The sequence below is a fragment of the Pseudoxanthomonas sp. LjRoot143 genome, assembly GCF_964252945.1.
Taxonomy (GTDB): Bacteria; Pseudomonadota; Gammaproteobacteria; order Xanthomonadales; family Xanthomonadaceae; genus Pseudoxanthomonas_A.
Genome location: NZ_CAXUPM020000001.1, coordinates 2,723,723 through 2,738,247, shown reverse-complemented (window position 1 = coordinate 2,738,247; position 14,525 = coordinate 2,723,723). Strand labels below are relative to the sequence as shown.

Sequence of the window (14,525 nt, the reverse complement as noted above, 5' to 3'; positions counted from 1 at the left end):
CGAAAAGAGGCGCAGGACGCGCCTCGTTTTCGGCCCAGGAAGGGCGGGATCGCAGTCAGTTGGCAGGCACCTACCTCCGTCGCGTTGACGGTCGGGCGGGTTGCCGGCTATACTTTTCCGTCTAGGTGGGCCGTCATACGGCCTGCCTTCGTTTTCATGTCAAACAAGGCTCCGGCCTTCACACGAAGAATCCACTATGGCAACCGTCAATCAGCTGGTCCGCAAGCCGCGGCAGGCCCCCACGTACAAGAGCCAGTCGCCCGCGCTGGACAACTGCCCGCAGCGTCGCGGCGTGTGCACCCGTGTCTATACGACCACCCCGAAGAAGCCGAACTCGGCGCTTCGCAAGGTCGCCAAGGTGCGCCTGACCAACCAGGAAGAAATCATCAGCTACATCGGCGGTGAAGGTCACAACCTGCAGGAGCACTCCGTGGTGCTCGTGCGTGGCGGCCGTGTGAAGGATCTGCCGGGCGTGCGCTACCACACCGTGCGCGGCTCGCTCGACGCCTCGGGCGTCGCCAAGCGTCGCCAGGGCCGTTCCAAGTACGGCGCCAAGCGTCCCAAGGCTTAAGGAAAAAGAATCATGTCGCGCAAAGGCTCTGCCCCCCAACGTGAAATCCTGCCGGACCCCAAGCACGGCAGCCAGACGATTGCCCGCTTCATCAATATGGTGATGCTGAGCGGCAAGAAGTCGGTCGCCGAGAAGATCGTCTATGGCGCCATGGACGTCATTGGCGAAAAGAACCCCAACGCCCTCGAGCTGGTCGAGAAGGCGCTGGACAACGTGTCGCCGGCCGTCGAAGTGAAGTCGCGCCGCGTCGGCGGTGCCACCTATCAGGTGCCGGTCGAAGTGCGTTCGTCGCGCCGCATGGCGCTGGCGATGCGCTGGCTGATCGAGTCCGCGCGCAAGCGTGGCGAGAACACCATGCCGCGCAAGCTGGCCGCCGAACTGCTGGATGCCTCCGAGAACCGCGGCGGCGCCATCAAGAAGCGTGAAGAGACCCACCGCATGGCGGAAGCGAACAAGGCGTTCGCGCACTACCGCTGGTAACGGCCTCCGGACCCTTGCAAGCAAGGGTCATCGGCACCATCTAGGTGCCACTTGGGGCGCGCATTCCGCGCCCCGCACCGAAGGCCGCCGAAAGGCGGCATTCGGCCATCTGAAGATCCGCCCTCCACGGAAGGCCCCCGCATCCCGCTGGCCCTCCATCAGAAAAGAGAGACTGTCGTGGCTCGCACCACTCCCATCGAGCGTTACCGCAATTTCGGCATCATGGCGCACATCGACGCCGGCAAGACCACCACGTCCGAGCGCATCCTGTTCTACACCGGCGTCAGCCACAAGATCGGTGAAGTGCACGACGGTGCCGCGACCATGGACTGGATGGAGCAGGAGCAGGAGCGCGGCATCACCATCACGTCCGCCGCCACCACGGCGTTCTGGACGGGCATGGACAAGTCCCTGCCGCAGCACCGCTTCAACATCATCGACACCCCCGGCCACGTCGACTTCACCATCGAAGTCGAGCGTTCGCTGCGCGTGCTCGACGGCGCGGTGTTCGTGCTGTGCGCCGTCGGCGGCGTGCAGCCGCAGTCCGAGACCGTGTGGCGCCAGGCCAACAAGTACGCTGTGCCGCGCCTCGCGTTCGTCAACAAGATGGACCGTACCGGTGCCGACTTCTTCAAGGTCGTCGACCAGCTGAAGACGCGCCTGGGTGCGTACCCGGTGCCGATGCAGGTGCCGGTCGGTGCCGAAGACGGCTTCGAGGGCGTCATCGACCTGCTCAAGATGAAGTACATCCACTGGGATGTGGCTTCGCAGGGCACCAAGTTCGAGTACCGCGACATTCCTGCCGAGCTGGCCGACAAGGCCGCGGCGGACCGTGCCTTCATGGTCGAAGCGGCCGCGGAAGCCAGCGAAGAGCTGATGGACAAGTACCTCAATGAGGGCGACCTGTCCGAAGCCGAAATCATCGCCGGCCTGCGCGAGCGCACGCTGAAGGTGGAGGTGATCCCGGTCTACTGCGGTTCCGCGTTCAAGAACAAGGGCGTGCAGGCCATGCTCGACGGCGTGATCCAGCTGCTGCCGTCGCCGACCGATCGTCCGCCGGTGCAGGGCATCGACGAGAACGAGAAGGAAGACAGCCGCAAGGCGGGCGACAACGAGCCGTTCTCGGCGCTGGCGTTCAAGATCATGACGGATCCGTTCGTGGGTTCGCTGACGTTCTTCCGCGTCTATTCGGGCGTGCTGAACTCCGGCGACGCGGTGTACAACCCGGTCAAGTCGAAGAAGGAGCGTGTGGGTCGCATCCTGCAGATGCACTCCAACCAGCGCGATGAAATCAAGGAAGTGCGCGCCGGTGACATCGCCGCAGCCGTCGGCCTAAAGGACGTCACCACCGGTGACACGCTGTGCTCGCTGGACCACATCATCACCCTGGAGCGCATGGTGTTCCCGGAGCCCGTCATCTCGATGGCAGTGGAGCCGAAGACCAAGTCCGACCAGGAAAAGATGGGTCTGGCCCTGGGCCGCCTGGCACAGGAAGATCCCTCGTTCCGCGTCAAGACGGACGAAGAATCCGGCCAGACGATCATCTCGGGCATGGGCGAGCTGCACCTGGAAATCCTGGTGGACCGCATGAAGCGCGAGTTCAACGTGGAAGCCAACGTCGGCAAGCCGCAGGTGGCCTACCGCGAGACCATCCGCAAGTCGGTCAAGCAGGACGGCAAGTTCGTGCGCCAGTCGGGCGGTCGCGGCCAGTACGGCCACATCGTCATCGAAATGTCGCCGGTCGAGCGTGGCGTGGGCTTCTCGTACGAGAGCGCCATCGTCGGCGGCGTCGTGCCGAAGGAATACGTTGCCGCTGCCGGTAAGGGCATCGAAGACGCCATGAAGAGCGGCCCGCTGGCCGGCTTCCCGGTGGTCGACATCGCCATCAAGGCCGTGGACGGTTCGTTCCATGACGTCGACTCCAACGAAATGGCGTTCAAGGTCGCCGGCTCGATGGCCTTCAAGGAAGCTTTCAGCAAGGCCCAGCCGGTCCTGCTGGAGCCGATGATGAAGGTCGAGATCGTCACCCCGGAAGACTATCTGGGCGACGTGATGGGCGACGTGAGCCGTCGTCGCGGCATCCTGCAGGGTCAGGACGACAGTCCGTCCGGCAAGGTGATCGCCGCGATGGTGCCGCTGGGCGAAATGTTCGGCTACGCCACCACGCTGCGTTCGATGTCGCAGGGTCGCGCCACGTTCTCGATGGAGTTCGACCACTACGCGGAAGCGCCGGCCAACATCGCCGACGCGGTCGTCAAGAAGAACTAAGAGTTTGGGGCAGGGCATCGCGGTCGCGATGCCCTGCATTCCCGTCACGAATCACGCATAACAAGGTAGAAGACAATGGCAAAGGGTAAGTTCGAACGCACCAAGCCCCACGTGAACGTGGGCACGATTGGTCACGTTGACCACGGCAAGACGACGCTGACGGCGGCGCTGACGAAGATCGGCGCGGAGCGTTTCGGTGGCGAGTTCAAGGCCTATGACGCGATCGACGCGGCGCCGGAAGAGAAGGCGCGCGGCATCACGATCTCCACGGCCCACGTGGAATACGAATCCGCCTCGCGCCACTACGCGCACGTGGATTGCCCCGGCCACGCCGACTACGTGAAGAACATGATCACCGGTGCTGCCCAGATGGACGGCGCGATCCTGGTGTGCTCGGCCGCTGACGGCCCGATGCCGCAGACCCGCGAGCACATCCTGCTCTCGCGCCAGGTCGGTGTGCCGTACATCGTCGTGTTCCTGAACAAGGCCGACATGGTGGACGACGCCGAGCTGCTCGAGCTGGTCGAAATGGAAGTCCGTGAACTGCTGAGCAAGTACGAGTTCCCGGGCGATGACACCCCGATCATCTCGGGCTCGGCCCGTCTGGCGCTGGAAGGCGACCAGAGCGAAATCGGCGTGCCGGCGATCCTGAAGCTGGTCGATGCGCTGGACACCTGGATCCCGACCCCGGAGCGCGACGTCGACAAGCCGTTCCTGATGCCGGTGGAAGACGTGTTCTCGATCTCGGGCCGCGGCACCGTGGTGACCGGCCGTATCGAGCGCGGCGTGATCAAGGTGGGCGAGGAAATCGAAATCGTCGGTATCCGTCCGACCCAGAAGACCACGGTCACGGGCGTGGAAATGTTCCGCAAGCTGCTGGACCAGGGTCAGGCGGGCGACAACGCCGGTCTGCTGCTGCGCGGCACCAAGCGTGACGACGTGGAGCGTGGCCAGGTGCTGGCCAAGCCGGGTTCGATCACCCCGCACACCGAGTTCGAAGCCGAAGTCTACGTGCTGAGCAAGGACGAAGGCGGCCGTCACACCCCGTTCTTCAAGGGCTACCGTCCGCAGTTCTACTTCCGCACGACCGACATCACGGGCGCCGTGACCCTGCCGGAAGGCGTGGAAATGGTGATGCCGGGTGACAACATCAAGATGGTGGTCACCCTGATCAACCCGGTGGCGATGGACGAAGGCCTGCGCTTCGCGATCCGCGAAGGCGGTCGTACGGTCGGCGCCGGCGTGGTGGCCAAGATCATCAAGTAAGCCCCTGCGGTCCCGGCGAGGACTCGCCGGACAGCGACAAGGGCGGACCGGAACCTCGGTCCGCCTTTTGTTTGCAGAAATCCATTCGTAACGGGATGGAAATGCTGCAAAACGGCAAAATATGCGCTATGATGCGCGCCCCTTGAAAGCCGGTTGGCCCGATAGGAATCGCTTGATCCGCCAGCGCCCCCTGGGAGGCCGTTGGTTCTACCGCGAAAAGAGGTGCAGGAAGCGCCTCGTGTTCGCCAGACACGGAGTGTCGCGTGCCTTCCTGCAGGCCTTCGGGTCGGGCGGGGTGCCTCGGTGGTTGACGGGGTGCGTCACGCGTCCTATACTTTCATGTCTGGGCGGGCCGGTTTACCGGCCTGCCTAGTTTTTCAGGAAGATCCCCGGCCGATTCCGGCACTTTCCGTCCGTGGAGTTCACGCGGACGGTGGGGAACTGGAACAGCTTGGACTAACCGGGGCAAGGCATCCCAGAGGCCGCGCCCGTCGCTCTTTAACGAAGGAACACCGTCATGGCGGACCAAAAGATCCGAATCCGGCTCAAGGCGTACGATCATCGTCTGATCGACCGCTCGGCCAGCGAGATCGTCGAGACAGCCAAGCGGACCGGCGCGCAAGTGCGCGGCCCGATCCCGCTGCCGACCAAGATCGAGCGCTACACCATCCTGGTTTCCCCGCACGTCGACAAGGACGCGCGTGACCAGTACGAAACCCGCACGCACAAGCGCGTGCTCGACATCGTCGATCCCAACGACAAGACCGTGGACGCGCTGATGAAGCTCGAGCTCGCGGCTGGCGTCGACGTGCAGATCAAGCTGACCTGAGGCCCACGACCATGACCGCGAAGAAATATTCGTTGGGTCTCGTCGGCCGCAAGGCTGGCATGACCCGCGTGTTCACCGAAGATGGCAAGTCCATTCCGGTGACGCTGATCGAAGCTACCCCGAACCGCATCACCCAGATCAAGACCCCGGAAGCCGACGGCTACAGCGCCGTGCAGGTCGCCGTGGGCAGCCGTCGCGCCTCGCTGATCACCAAGCCGGTCGCCGGTCACCTGGCCAAGGCCAAGGTCGAAGCCGGTCGTGGCCTGTGGGAGCTGCGCGTGGAAGCCGACAAGCTGGGCGACTTCGCCGTCGGCGGCGAGATCAAGGCTGACATCTTCGAAGTCGGCCAGATCGTCGACGTCCAGGGCGTCACCAAGGGCAAGGGCTTCCAGGGCACCATCAAGCGCTGGAACTTCCGCATGGGTGACGCTACCCACGGTAACTCGCTGTCGCATCGCGCGCCGGGTTCGCTGGGTCAGCGCCAGACGCCGGGCCGCGTGTTCCCGGGCAAGAAGATGTCGGGCCACATGGGGGCCGTGCAGCAGAGCACGCAGAACCTGGAAGTCGTCCGCGTGGACGCCGAGCGCGGCCTGATCGCCGTTCGCGGCGCCGTGCCGGGTGCGCCGGGTGGCGACGTGATCGTGCGTCCGGCGAGCAAGGGTTGAGGAGAACGACCATGGAACTAGCCATTACAGGTAGCGCCAACAAGCTGTCGGTCTCCGACGACGTGTTCGGCCGCGAATTCAGCGAAGATCTGGTCCACCAGGTCGTCGTTGCCTACCGCAACGCCGGTCGTGCCGGCACCAAGGCGCAGAAGACGCGCGCCGAAGTGAACGGCACCACCAAGAAGTCCAAGAAGCAGAAGGGTGGCGGTGCTCGTCACGGCGCCCTGACCGCGCCGATCTTCGTCGGCGGCGGCGTGACCTTCGCGGCCAAGCCGCGCAGCTTCGCGCAGAAGGTCAACCGCAAGATGTACCGCGCGGCCATCAGCTCGATCCTGTCCGAGCTGAACCGCCAGAACCGCCTGAAGGTCGTGGAAGCGTTCGACGTGGACGCCACCAAAACCAGCGCCCTGGTTGAAAAGCTGAAGGGCCTGGACCTGGGTCGGCGTCCGCTGATCGTCACCGAAGATGCCTCCGAGCACCTGTACCTGTCCGCCCGCAACCTTCCCTACGTGGAAGTGCGCGACGTGCAGGGCTTGGACCCGGCGGCGCTGGTCGGTGCCGACTCCGTGCTGATCACGGCCGACGCCGTCAAGAAGATCGAGGAGTGGCTGGCATGATCAGCAACGAAAAGATTTTTGCCGTGCTGCGTGCTCCGCGCGTCTCCGAAAAGACCGTGCGCCTGCAGGAACTCTCCAACCAATACGTCTTCGAAGTCTCGAACGATGCCACCAAGGCCGATGTGAAGGCCGCGGTCGAGCAGTTGTTCGACGTCAAGGTCGAGACGGTCAACGTGGTCAACGTCAAGGGCAAGAACAAGTCCTTCCGTAACCGCGCCGGCCGCCGCGGCGACTGGCGCAAGGCGTACGTGCGTCTGGCCGATGGTCAGGCCATCGACGTGTCGGCCAAGGCCTGAGGTAGACCCACATGCCATTGATGAAATTCAAGCCCACCTCCCCCGGTCGCCGTTCGGCGGTCCGCGTGGTGACGCCCGACCTGCACAAGGGTGCTCCGCATGCTGCGCTGCTCGAGAAGCAGAGCAAGTCCGGCGGTCGCAACCACCACGGTCGCATCACCACCCGTCATATCGGCGGTGGCCACAAGCAGCATTACCGCATCATCGACTTCAAGCGCGACAAGGAAGGCATCCCGGCGCGTGTGGAGCGGATCGAATACGATCCCAACCGCACCGCGCACATCGCGCTGCTGTGCTACGTCGATGGCGAGCGTCGCTACATCATCGCCCCGAAGGGCCTGAAGGCCGGTGACCAGGTCATCGCCGGTAGCGATGCCCCGATCAAGGCCGGCAACACGCTGCCGCTGCGCAATATCCCGGTCGGTACGACGATCCACGGCATCGAGCTGAAGCCCGGCAAGGGCGCACAGATCGCCCGCGCCGCCGGCGCCGCCGTGCAGCTGGTCGCCCGCGAGCAGGGCTTCGCCACGCTGCGCCTCCGCTCCGGCGAAATGCGCAAGGTGCAGGTCGAGTGCCGCGCCACGGTTGGCGAAGTCGGCAACGACGAGCACAGCCTGGAGAAGCTCGGCAAGGCCGGTGCGAAGCGCTGGCGTGGTATCAAGCCGACCGTCCGCGGTGCGGCCATGAACCCGGTCGACCACCCGCACGGTGGTGGTGAAGCCAAGGCCGGCCAGGGTAATCCGCATCCGGTCACCCCGTGGGGTGTGCCGACCAAGGGTTACAAGACGCGCAAGAACAAGCGCACGCAGCAATTCATCGTCCGCGATCGTAGGGGCTAATCGACCATGGCACGTTCACTCAAGAAGGGCCCGTTCGTCGATCACCACCTCGTCAAGAAGGTGGAGGCCGCGGGCGGCAGCAAGAAGCCGATCAAGACCTGGTCGCGCCGTTCGATGATCCTGCCGGAAATGGTGGGCTTCACGATCGCCATCCACAACGGCAAGAACCACGTTCCGGTGCTGGTCAACGAGAACATGGTCGGCCACAAGCTCGGCGAATTTGCCGTCACCCGTACCTTCAAGGGTCACGGTGGCGACAAGAAAGCCGGCGGCAAGAAGTAAGGAGAGATGACCATGGAAGCGAAAGCCATCCTGCGCACTGCGCGCATCTCCCCCCAGAAGGCCCGCCTGGTCGCTGACCAGGTGCGTGGCCTGCCGGCCGAACGCGCCGTCAACCTGCTGAAGTTCTCGGACAAGAAGGCTGCCCACCTGATCAAGAAGGTCGTGGAGTCCGCCATCGCCAACGCCGAGAACAACCAGGGCGCCGACGTCGACGAGCTGAAGGTCAAGACCATCATGGTCGACGAAGGTCCGATGCTGAAGCGTTTCATGGCCCGCGCCAAGGGCCGTGGCACCCGCATTCTGAAGCGCACCAGCCACATCACCGTGGTCGTGGGCGAGGGCAAATAAGTATGGGTCACAAAGTTCATCCGACCGGTATCCGCCTGGGCATCGCCAAGGACTGGAATTCCAAGTGGTTCGCCAACAAGCGCGACTACGCCGACTACCTCGCCGCGGACCTGAAGGTGCGCGAGATGCTTCGCAAGAAGCTGGCGCAGGCGGGCATTTCCAAGATCCTGATCGAGCGTCCGGCCAAGACCGCCCGCGTGACCATCCACACCGCCCGTCCGGGCGTGGTGATCGGCAAGCGCGGTGAGGACATCGAGAAGCTGCGCAAGGAAGTGAGCGACCTGATGGGCGTCCCGGCGCACATCAACGTCACCGAAGTGCGCAAGCCCGAGCTGGACGCCCAGCTGGTGGCCGAATCGATCGCGCAGCAGCTGGAACGCCGCATCATGTTCCGTCGCGCCATGAAGCGCGCCGTGGGCAATGCGATGCGCCTGGGTGCCCTGGGCATCAAGGTCAACGTCGCCGGCCGCTTGAACGGTGCGGAAATCGCCCGTTCGGAGTGGTACCGCGAAGGCCGCGTGCCGCTGCACACGCTGCGTGCCGACATCGATTACGGTTTTGCCGAGGCGAAGACCACCTACGGCATCATCGGCATCAAGGTGTGGGTCTACAAGGGCGAAATCTTCGATTTCAGCCAGGTGGGTCAGGAGAAGCAGGACGACGCGCGCCCCGAGCGCAGCGAACGTCCGTCGCGCCCGGCTCGTGACCGCGACGCGAGGTAATCAGTCATGTTGCAACCCAAGCGAACCAAATACCGCAAGATGCACAAGGGCCGTAACGAAGGCCTGAGCTGGAGCGGAAACCTCGTCAGTTTCGGCGAGTACGGCCTGAAGGCCACGGCGCACGGTCAGCTGACCGCGCGCCAGATCGAAGCGGCCCGCCGCTCGATCAGCCGCTACGTCAAGCGCGGCGGCAAGATGTGGATCCGTGTGTTCCCCGACAAGCCGATCACCAAGAAGCCCATCGAAGTCCGAATGGGTTCGGGTAAGGGTAACGTCGAGTACTGGGTCGCCCAGATCCAGCCGGGCCGCATGATCTATGAAATCGAAGGCGTCAGCGAGGAAATCGCGCGCGAGGCGTTCCGCCTGGCCGCGGCCAAGCTGTCGGTCACCACCACTTTCGTGACCCGGACGGTGCGCTAATGGAACTCAAGCAACTCCGCGAGAAATCGGCTGACGAGCTGAAGGCCCACCTGACCGAGCTGCGCAAGGAGCAATTCTCCCTGCGCATGCAGAAGGTGACCGGCCAGCTGCCGAAGACGCATGAAACCCGCCGGGTCCGTCGCGAGATCGCTCGCGTCAAGACCCTGCTGGGCAGCCAGAAGTAAGGAGCGACCAAGATGAGCGATAACAAAGACAAAGCGCAACGCACCATCGAAGGCCGCGTCGTCAGCAACAAGATGGACAAGACGGTCACCATCCTAGTGGAGCGTCAGGTCAAGCACGCCCTGTACGGCAAGTACATCAAGCGTTCCACGAAGCTGCACGCGCACGACGCGGACAACAGCTGCAAGGAAGGCGACGTGGTGCGCGTGACCGAGATCGCCCCGATGTCCAAGACCAAGAACTGGCGCGTGGTGGAAATCATCACCCGCGCGGCTGAATAAAGGAGATCTGACTCATGATCCAGATGCAGAGCTACCTTGATGCAGCCGACAACTCCGGTGCCAAAGAACTGATGTGCATCAAGGTGCTGGGCGGCTCCAAGCGCCGTTACGCCGGCATCGGCGACATCATCAAGGTGACCGTCAAGGACGCCATCCCGCGTGGCAAGGTCAAGAAGGGCGAAGTCTACGACGCCGTGGTCGTGCGTACCCGCAAGGGTGTCCGCCGTCCCGATGGCTCGCTGATCCGCTTCGATGGCAACGCCGCCGTCCTGCTGAACAACAAGCAGGAGCCGATCGGTACCCGTATCTTCGGGCCCGTGACCCGCGAGCTGCGTTCCGAGAAGTTCATGAAGATCGTTTCGCTCGCGCCTGAAGTGCTCTGAGCGGAGGACATAGAAATGGCAAACCGTATCAAGAAGGGCGACCAGGTCGTCGTCACCGCCGGCAAGGACAAGGGCAAGAAGGGTGATGTGGTGCGTGTGGATGGCGACCGCGTGGTCGTGTCCAACGTCAACGTCGTCAAGCGCCATACCAAGCCGAACCCGCAGGCCGGTGTCGCGGGTGGCGTGGTTGAGAGCGAGCGCTCGATCCACATCTCCAATGTCGCGCTGTTCAACCCGGCAACGGGCAAGGGCGAGCGTATCGGTTTCAAGGTGCTGGAGGATGGACGCAAACTGCGTGTGTTCCGCTCCAGCGGTGAGGCGCTCGACGCCTGAGGAATGAGGACATGACCACCCGTCTCGAAAAAATCTACAAGGAAGAAGTGGCGCCGGCTCTGATGAAGAAGTTCGGCTACACCAATCCGATGGAAGTGCCGAAGATCACCAAGATCACCATCAACATGGGTGTGGGTGAAGCGGCGACCAACAAGAAGATCCTGGAAAACGCCGTGGCCGACCTGGCCAAGATCACCGGCCAGAAGCCGATCACGACCAAGTCCCGCGTGTCGGTGGCTTCGTTCAAGATCCGCGACGGCTGGCCGATCGGCTGCAAGGTCACCCTGCGTCGCGCCAAGATGTACGAATTCCTGGATCGCCTGATCAGCATCTCGCTGCCGCGCGTCCGCGACTTCCGTGGCGTGTCCGGCCGTTCGTTCGACGGTCGCGGCAACTACAACATGGGCGTGAAGGAACAGATCATCTTCCCGGAAATCGACTTCGACGCCGTCGACGCGATCCGCGGCATGGATATCGCCATCACGACGACCGCCAAGAACGACGCCGAAGCCAAGGCGCTGCTCGAAGCGTTCAAGTTCCCGTTCCGCAACTGATTCGCTAGGAAAACGACATCATGGCAAAGACCTCGATGGTCAACCGCGACATCAAGCGGGAAAAGCTGGCCAAGCAGTACGCTGCGAAGCGTGACGCGCTGAAGAAGATCATCTCCAGCCAGAACGCCTCGTACGAAGAGAAGGCCGACGCGGTCGTCAAGCTGCAGAAGCTGCCCCGCGACTCCTCGCCGAGCCGCCAGCGCAACCGCTGCGAGCTGTCCGGTCGTTCGCGTGGCGTGTACCGCAAGTTCGGCCTGGGCCGCAACATGCTGCGCAAGGCCACCATGAACGGCGACGTCCCCGGCCTGCGCAAGGCCAGCTGGTAAGGACGCCAAGGGCGTCCGACAAGGGCTCCCCCGTGGATTCAAGGACAAGTCCGGCACATGCCGGACTTGTTGTTGTACAATGTTCGGCTCCCGCGGCTTGGCTGGGGGAGGGTCGGGGAACCGGCCGCCCGCCTGGGGGATTCCAGGGACAACGCAAGATTTTCGCGAAAGCGGATATCGGTGCTACTCATAAGGCAGACTCTAATGAGCATGACTGATCCCATCGCCGACATGCTGGTGCGCATTCGCAATGCCGCCGCTGTTGGCAAGCCGACGGTGAAGATGCCGTCCTCCAAGATCAAGACCTCGATCGCCAACGTCCTCAAGGCGGAAGGCTATGTCGGCGACGTCCGCGTGACGAAGACCGAGAACAACAAGGCCGAGCTCGAGATCGTCCTGAAGTATTTCGAAGGCAAGCCGGTCATCGAGAAGCTGAGCCGCGTGTCCCGTTCGGGCCTGCGCCAGTACCGTGGCAAGGCTGAGCTGCCCAAGGTCCTCGGTGGCCTGGGCGTCGCCATCATCTCCACCTCGAAGGGCATCATGACCGATGCGCAGGCCCGTGCGGCCGGCGTGGGTGGTGAAGTCCTGTGCTTCGTGGCCTAAGCGAAGGAGCCCAGACATGTCCCGCGTAGCCAAGAAGCCGATCAATCTCCCCAAGGGCGTCGAACTGAATGCCCAGGGTGAAACCCTCAACGTCAAGGGCCCGAAGGGCACCCTGTCCATCGCCAAGCCGGCCGGCGTCGAACTGAACGTCGACAACGGTACGGTGAACCTGTCGCCGGTCACCCCGGCCGACGACGCCATCACCGGCACCATCCGCGCGATCCTGGCCAACATGGTCAAGGGCGTGTCGGACGGTTTCGAGCGCAAGCTCGAGCTGGTCGGCGTGGGTTACCGCGCTGCGATGCAGGGCAAGGACCTGAACCTGTCGCTGGGTTTCTCCCATCCGATCCTGTTCAAGACGCCGGAAGGCATCACCATCGTCACCCCGACCCAGACCGAAATCCTGGTGCAGGGCGCCGACAAGCAGCGCGTTGGTGAAGTTGCCGCCAAGATCCGCGGTTTCCGTCCGCCGGAACCCTACAAGGGCAAGGGCGTGAAGTACTCCGACGAAACCATCATCCGCAAGGAAGCGAAGAAGGCCTAACCGGGCTTTCGGCTTCGAGGAACCAGATCATGAGCATTAAGAACACCGCCCGCCTGCGCCGTGCCAAGTCGACCCGCGCGCACATCCGCGAACTCGGCGTGCCGCGCCTGTCGGTGCTACGCACCGGCCAGCACATCTACGCCCAGCTGTTCACCGCCGATGGCTCCAAGGTCATCGCGTCGGCAAACACGCTGCAGGCCGATGTGAAGGATGGCCTGAAGAACGGCAAGAACAGCGATGCCGCTGCCCGCGTGGGCAAGGTCATCGCCGAGCGCGCCAAGGCCGAAGGCATCGAGAAGATCGCATTCGACCGTTCGGGTTACCGCTACCACGGCCGCATCAAGGCCCTGGCCGATGCGGCCCGCGAAGGCGGCCTGCAGTTCTAATCTTGAAAGGCATGGGGGCGACCCCATGCCTTGTCCTGCCGGCGCAGGTTGCGCCGGGCGCGGTCGCTCTTCTGCAGCGGCCGTTGCGTCACCGCTCCACACAACAACCATAAGCGGCAAAGCCGTACATACCTCAACAACATAGGAATTCAAGCAATGGCAGAAGAACGTCAGTCGCGGGGTCGCGATCGCGACCGCAACCGCGAAGAGAAAGTCGACGACGGCATGATCGAGAAGCTGGTCGCGGTCAACCGTGTCAGCAAGACCGTCAAGGGCGGTCGCCAGTTCACCTTCACTGCATTGACGGTGGTGGGTGACGGCAACGGCAAGATCGGTTTCGGTTACGGCAAGGCGCGCGAAGTGCCGGTCGCCATCCAGAAGTCGATGGAATACGCCCGGAAGGGCATGCTGAACGTCGATCTGAACAACGGCACCCTGTGGCACCCGGTGAAGGCCGGTCACGGCGCGGCGCGTGTGTTCATGCAGCCGGCGTCGGAAGGTACGGGCGTCATCGCCGGCGGCGCCATGCGCGCTGTGCTGGAAGCGGTCGGCGTGAAGAACGTGCTGGCGAAGGCCGTCGGTTCGCGCAACCCGATCAACCTGGTGCGCGCCACGCTGAAGGGCCTGAGCGACATGCAGTCGCCGACCCGCATTGCGGCCAAGCGCGGCAAGAAGGTGGAGGAACTCCTCAATGGCTAACGAGTCCAACAAGACCGTCAAGGTGCGCCTGGTGCGCGGCCTGCGTGGTTCCCAGTCGCGTCACCGCCTGTCGGTGAAGGCGCTGGGCCTGAACAAGCTCAACGATGTGCGTGAACTGAAGGACAGCCCGCAGGTGCGCGGCCTGATCGCCAAGGTTCACTACCTCGTCAAGGTCGAGGAGTAATCAACATGCGTCTCAACACACTGAAGCCCGCCGACGGCGCCCGTACCGAACGCACCCGCGTCGGTCGCGGTATCGGTTCCGGTCTGGGCAAGACCGCAGGCCGCGGTCACAAGGGTTCGTTCGCGCGCGCCGGTAAGGGCAAGATCAAGGCGAAGTTCGAAGGTGGCCAGATGCCGCTGATCAAGCGTCTGCCGAAGGTCGGTTTCCGCTCCAAGCTGAAGCTGGATTGCGCCGAAGTGCTGTCGTACCAGCTCGAGAAGCTGGAAGCCGGTGAGATCGACTTCGCTGCGCTGCGCGCCGCCAAGCTGGTGCCCAGCACCGCCAAGCGCGCCAAGATCGTCAAGAAGGGCGAGCTGACCAAGAAGTTCGTGCTGAAGGGCGTGGCCGCCACGGCCGGTGCCAAGGCCGCCATCGAGGCTGCCGGCGGCAGCGTGCAGGAGTAACGG

At 63.7% G+C, this 14,525-nt stretch carries 25 protein-coding genes; all 25 read left to right on the top strand.

Annotated elements, in window-relative coordinates; translation table 11 throughout:
• The first annotated feature begins 196 nt into the window (after positions 1–196).
• Positions 197–571, top strand: coding sequence for a 30S ribosomal protein S12 (gene rpsL, locus ACSQ1W_RS13310; RefSeq protein ID WP_055945224.1), 375 nt, complete (start codon positions 197–199; stop codon positions 569–571).
• 12 nt (positions 572–583) lie between these two features.
• On the top strand, positions 584–1,051 hold the full coding sequence (gene rpsG, locus ACSQ1W_RS13305; protein WP_055945227.1) for a 30S ribosomal protein S7: 468 nt from the start codon (positions 584–586) through the stop codon (positions 1,049–1,051).
• Between the two features lie 177 nt (positions 1,052–1,228).
• Positions 1,229–3,319 carry an elongation factor G gene (gene fusA, locus ACSQ1W_RS13300; protein WP_192272447.1) on the top strand — a complete coding sequence of 697 codons (2,091 nt, stop codon included), beginning with the start codon at positions 1,229–1,231 and terminating at the stop codon, positions 3,317–3,319.
• A 75-nt stretch (positions 3,320–3,394) separates the two neighbouring features.
• Positions 3,395–4,585 carry an elongation factor Tu gene (gene tuf / locus ACSQ1W_RS13295; protein ID WP_192272445.1) on the top strand — a complete coding sequence of 397 codons (1,191 nt, stop codon included), beginning with the start codon at positions 3,395–3,397 and terminating at the stop codon, positions 4,583–4,585.
• Between the two features lie 517 nt (positions 4,586–5,102).
• Entirely contained in the window at positions 5,103–5,414 is a 312-nt protein-coding gene (rpsJ, locus tag ACSQ1W_RS13290; protein WP_027070119.1) for a 30S ribosomal protein S10, read from the top strand.
• Positions 5,415–5,425: 11 nt separating this feature from the next.
• On the top strand, positions 5,426–6,079 hold the full coding sequence (gene rplC, locus ACSQ1W_RS13285; protein WP_436044103.1) for a 50S ribosomal protein L3: 654 nt from the start codon (positions 5,426–5,428) through the stop codon (positions 6,077–6,079).
• 11 nt (positions 6,080–6,090) lie between these two features.
• Entirely contained in the window at positions 6,091–6,696 is a 606-nt protein-coding gene (gene rplD, locus ACSQ1W_RS13280) for a 50S ribosomal protein L4 (RefSeq protein ID WP_192272441.1), read from the top strand.
• The gene (gene rplW / locus ACSQ1W_RS13275; protein WP_055941273.1) at positions 6,693–6,992 is read left to right on the top strand and encodes a 50S ribosomal protein L23; all 300 of its coding nucleotides are present in this window, start codon (positions 6,693–6,695) and stop codon (positions 6,990–6,992) included. The genes rplD and rplW overlap by 4 nt, the downstream gene beginning before the upstream one ends.
• Positions 6,993–7,003: 11 nt before the next feature.
• Positions 7,004–7,831 carry a 50S ribosomal protein L2 gene (gene rplB, locus ACSQ1W_RS13270; protein WP_162338027.1) on the top strand — a complete coding sequence of 276 codons (828 nt, stop codon included), beginning with the start codon at positions 7,004–7,006 and terminating at the stop codon, positions 7,829–7,831.
• Positions 7,832–7,837: 6 nt separating this feature from the next.
• Positions 7,838–8,113 (top strand): 30S ribosomal protein S19, encoded by a 276-nt coding sequence (gene rpsS, locus ACSQ1W_RS13265; RefSeq protein WP_055941277.1) that lies wholly within the window; start codon positions 7,838–7,840, stop codon positions 8,111–8,113.
• Between the two features lie 12 nt (positions 8,114–8,125).
• Complete coding sequence (gene rplV, locus ACSQ1W_RS13260) at positions 8,126–8,461, top strand: 50S ribosomal protein L22 (protein ID WP_055943295.1); 336 nt, start codon at positions 8,126–8,128, stop codon at positions 8,459–8,461.
• Positions 8,462–8,463: 2 nt separating this feature from the next.
• On the top strand, positions 8,464–9,183 hold the full coding sequence (gene rpsC / locus ACSQ1W_RS13255; protein ID WP_056878821.1) for a 30S ribosomal protein S3: 720 nt from the start codon (positions 8,464–8,466) through the stop codon (positions 9,181–9,183).
• A 6-nt stretch (positions 9,184–9,189) separates the two neighbouring features.
• Entirely contained in the window at positions 9,190–9,603 is a 414-nt protein-coding gene (gene rplP / locus ACSQ1W_RS13250) for a 50S ribosomal protein L16 (RefSeq protein WP_097121890.1), read from the top strand.
• A complete protein-coding gene (gene rpmC, locus ACSQ1W_RS13245) occupies positions 9,603–9,788 on the top strand; it encodes a 50S ribosomal protein L29 (protein WP_055941284.1) in 186 nt (61 codons plus the stop codon). Before rplP ends, rpmC begins: the two co-directional genes overlap by 1 nt.
• Before the next feature lie 12 nt (positions 9,789–9,800).
• A complete protein-coding gene (rpsQ, locus tag ACSQ1W_RS13240) occupies positions 9,801–10,067 on the top strand; it encodes a 30S ribosomal protein S17 (RefSeq protein ID WP_055941286.1) in 267 nt (88 codons plus the stop codon).
• 14 nt (positions 10,068–10,081) lie between these two features.
• Complete coding sequence (gene rplN, locus ACSQ1W_RS13235) at positions 10,082–10,450, top strand: 50S ribosomal protein L14 (protein WP_013535986.1); 369 nt, start codon at positions 10,082–10,084, stop codon at positions 10,448–10,450.
• Between the two features lie 15 nt (positions 10,451–10,465).
• The gene (gene rplX / locus ACSQ1W_RS13230; RefSeq protein ID WP_055941288.1) at positions 10,466–10,783 is read left to right on the top strand and encodes a 50S ribosomal protein L24; all 318 of its coding nucleotides are present in this window, start codon (positions 10,466–10,468) and stop codon (positions 10,781–10,783) included.
• Positions 10,784–10,794: 11 nt separating this feature from the next.
• A complete protein-coding gene (gene rplE / locus ACSQ1W_RS13225; protein ID WP_055941290.1) occupies positions 10,795–11,337 on the top strand; it encodes a 50S ribosomal protein L5 in 543 nt (180 codons plus the stop codon).
• 20 nt (positions 11,338–11,357) lie between these two features.
• Positions 11,358–11,663 carry a 30S ribosomal protein S14 gene (gene rpsN / locus ACSQ1W_RS13220; protein ID WP_062352415.1) on the top strand — a complete coding sequence of 102 codons (306 nt, stop codon included), beginning with the start codon at positions 11,358–11,360 and terminating at the stop codon, positions 11,661–11,663.
• 204 nt (positions 11,664–11,867) lie between these two features.
• Positions 11,868–12,266, top strand: a complete 399-nt coding sequence (gene rpsH, locus ACSQ1W_RS13215; protein WP_093296356.1) for a 30S ribosomal protein S8 — start codon at positions 11,868–11,870, stop codon at positions 12,264–12,266.
• A 16-nt stretch (positions 12,267–12,282) separates the two neighbouring features.
• Complete coding sequence (gene rplF / locus ACSQ1W_RS13210) at positions 12,283–12,810, top strand: 50S ribosomal protein L6 (RefSeq protein WP_062352408.1); 528 nt, start codon at positions 12,283–12,285, stop codon at positions 12,808–12,810.
• 29 nt (positions 12,811–12,839) lie between these two features.
• Positions 12,840–13,196 (top strand): 50S ribosomal protein L18, encoded by a 357-nt coding sequence (gene rplR / locus ACSQ1W_RS13205; protein WP_055941298.1) that lies wholly within the window; start codon positions 12,840–12,842, stop codon positions 13,194–13,196.
• A 156-nt stretch (positions 13,197–13,352) separates the two neighbouring features.
• Positions 13,353–13,895, top strand: a complete 543-nt coding sequence (gene rpsE / locus ACSQ1W_RS13200) for a 30S ribosomal protein S5 (protein ID WP_192272439.1) — start codon at positions 13,353–13,355, stop codon at positions 13,893–13,895.
• Positions 13,888–14,079, top strand: a complete 192-nt coding sequence (gene rpmD / locus ACSQ1W_RS13195; RefSeq protein WP_055941302.1) for a 50S ribosomal protein L30 — start codon at positions 13,888–13,890, stop codon at positions 14,077–14,079. Before rpsE ends, rpmD begins: the two co-directional genes overlap by 8 nt.
• Positions 14,079–14,522 carry a 50S ribosomal protein L15 gene (gene rplO / locus ACSQ1W_RS13190; RefSeq protein WP_082563251.1) on the top strand — a complete coding sequence of 148 codons (444 nt, stop codon included), beginning with the start codon at positions 14,079–14,081 and terminating at the stop codon, positions 14,520–14,522. The genes rpmD and rplO overlap by 1 nt, the downstream gene beginning before the upstream one ends.
• The last annotated feature ends 3 nt before the right edge of the window (positions 14,523–14,525 follow it).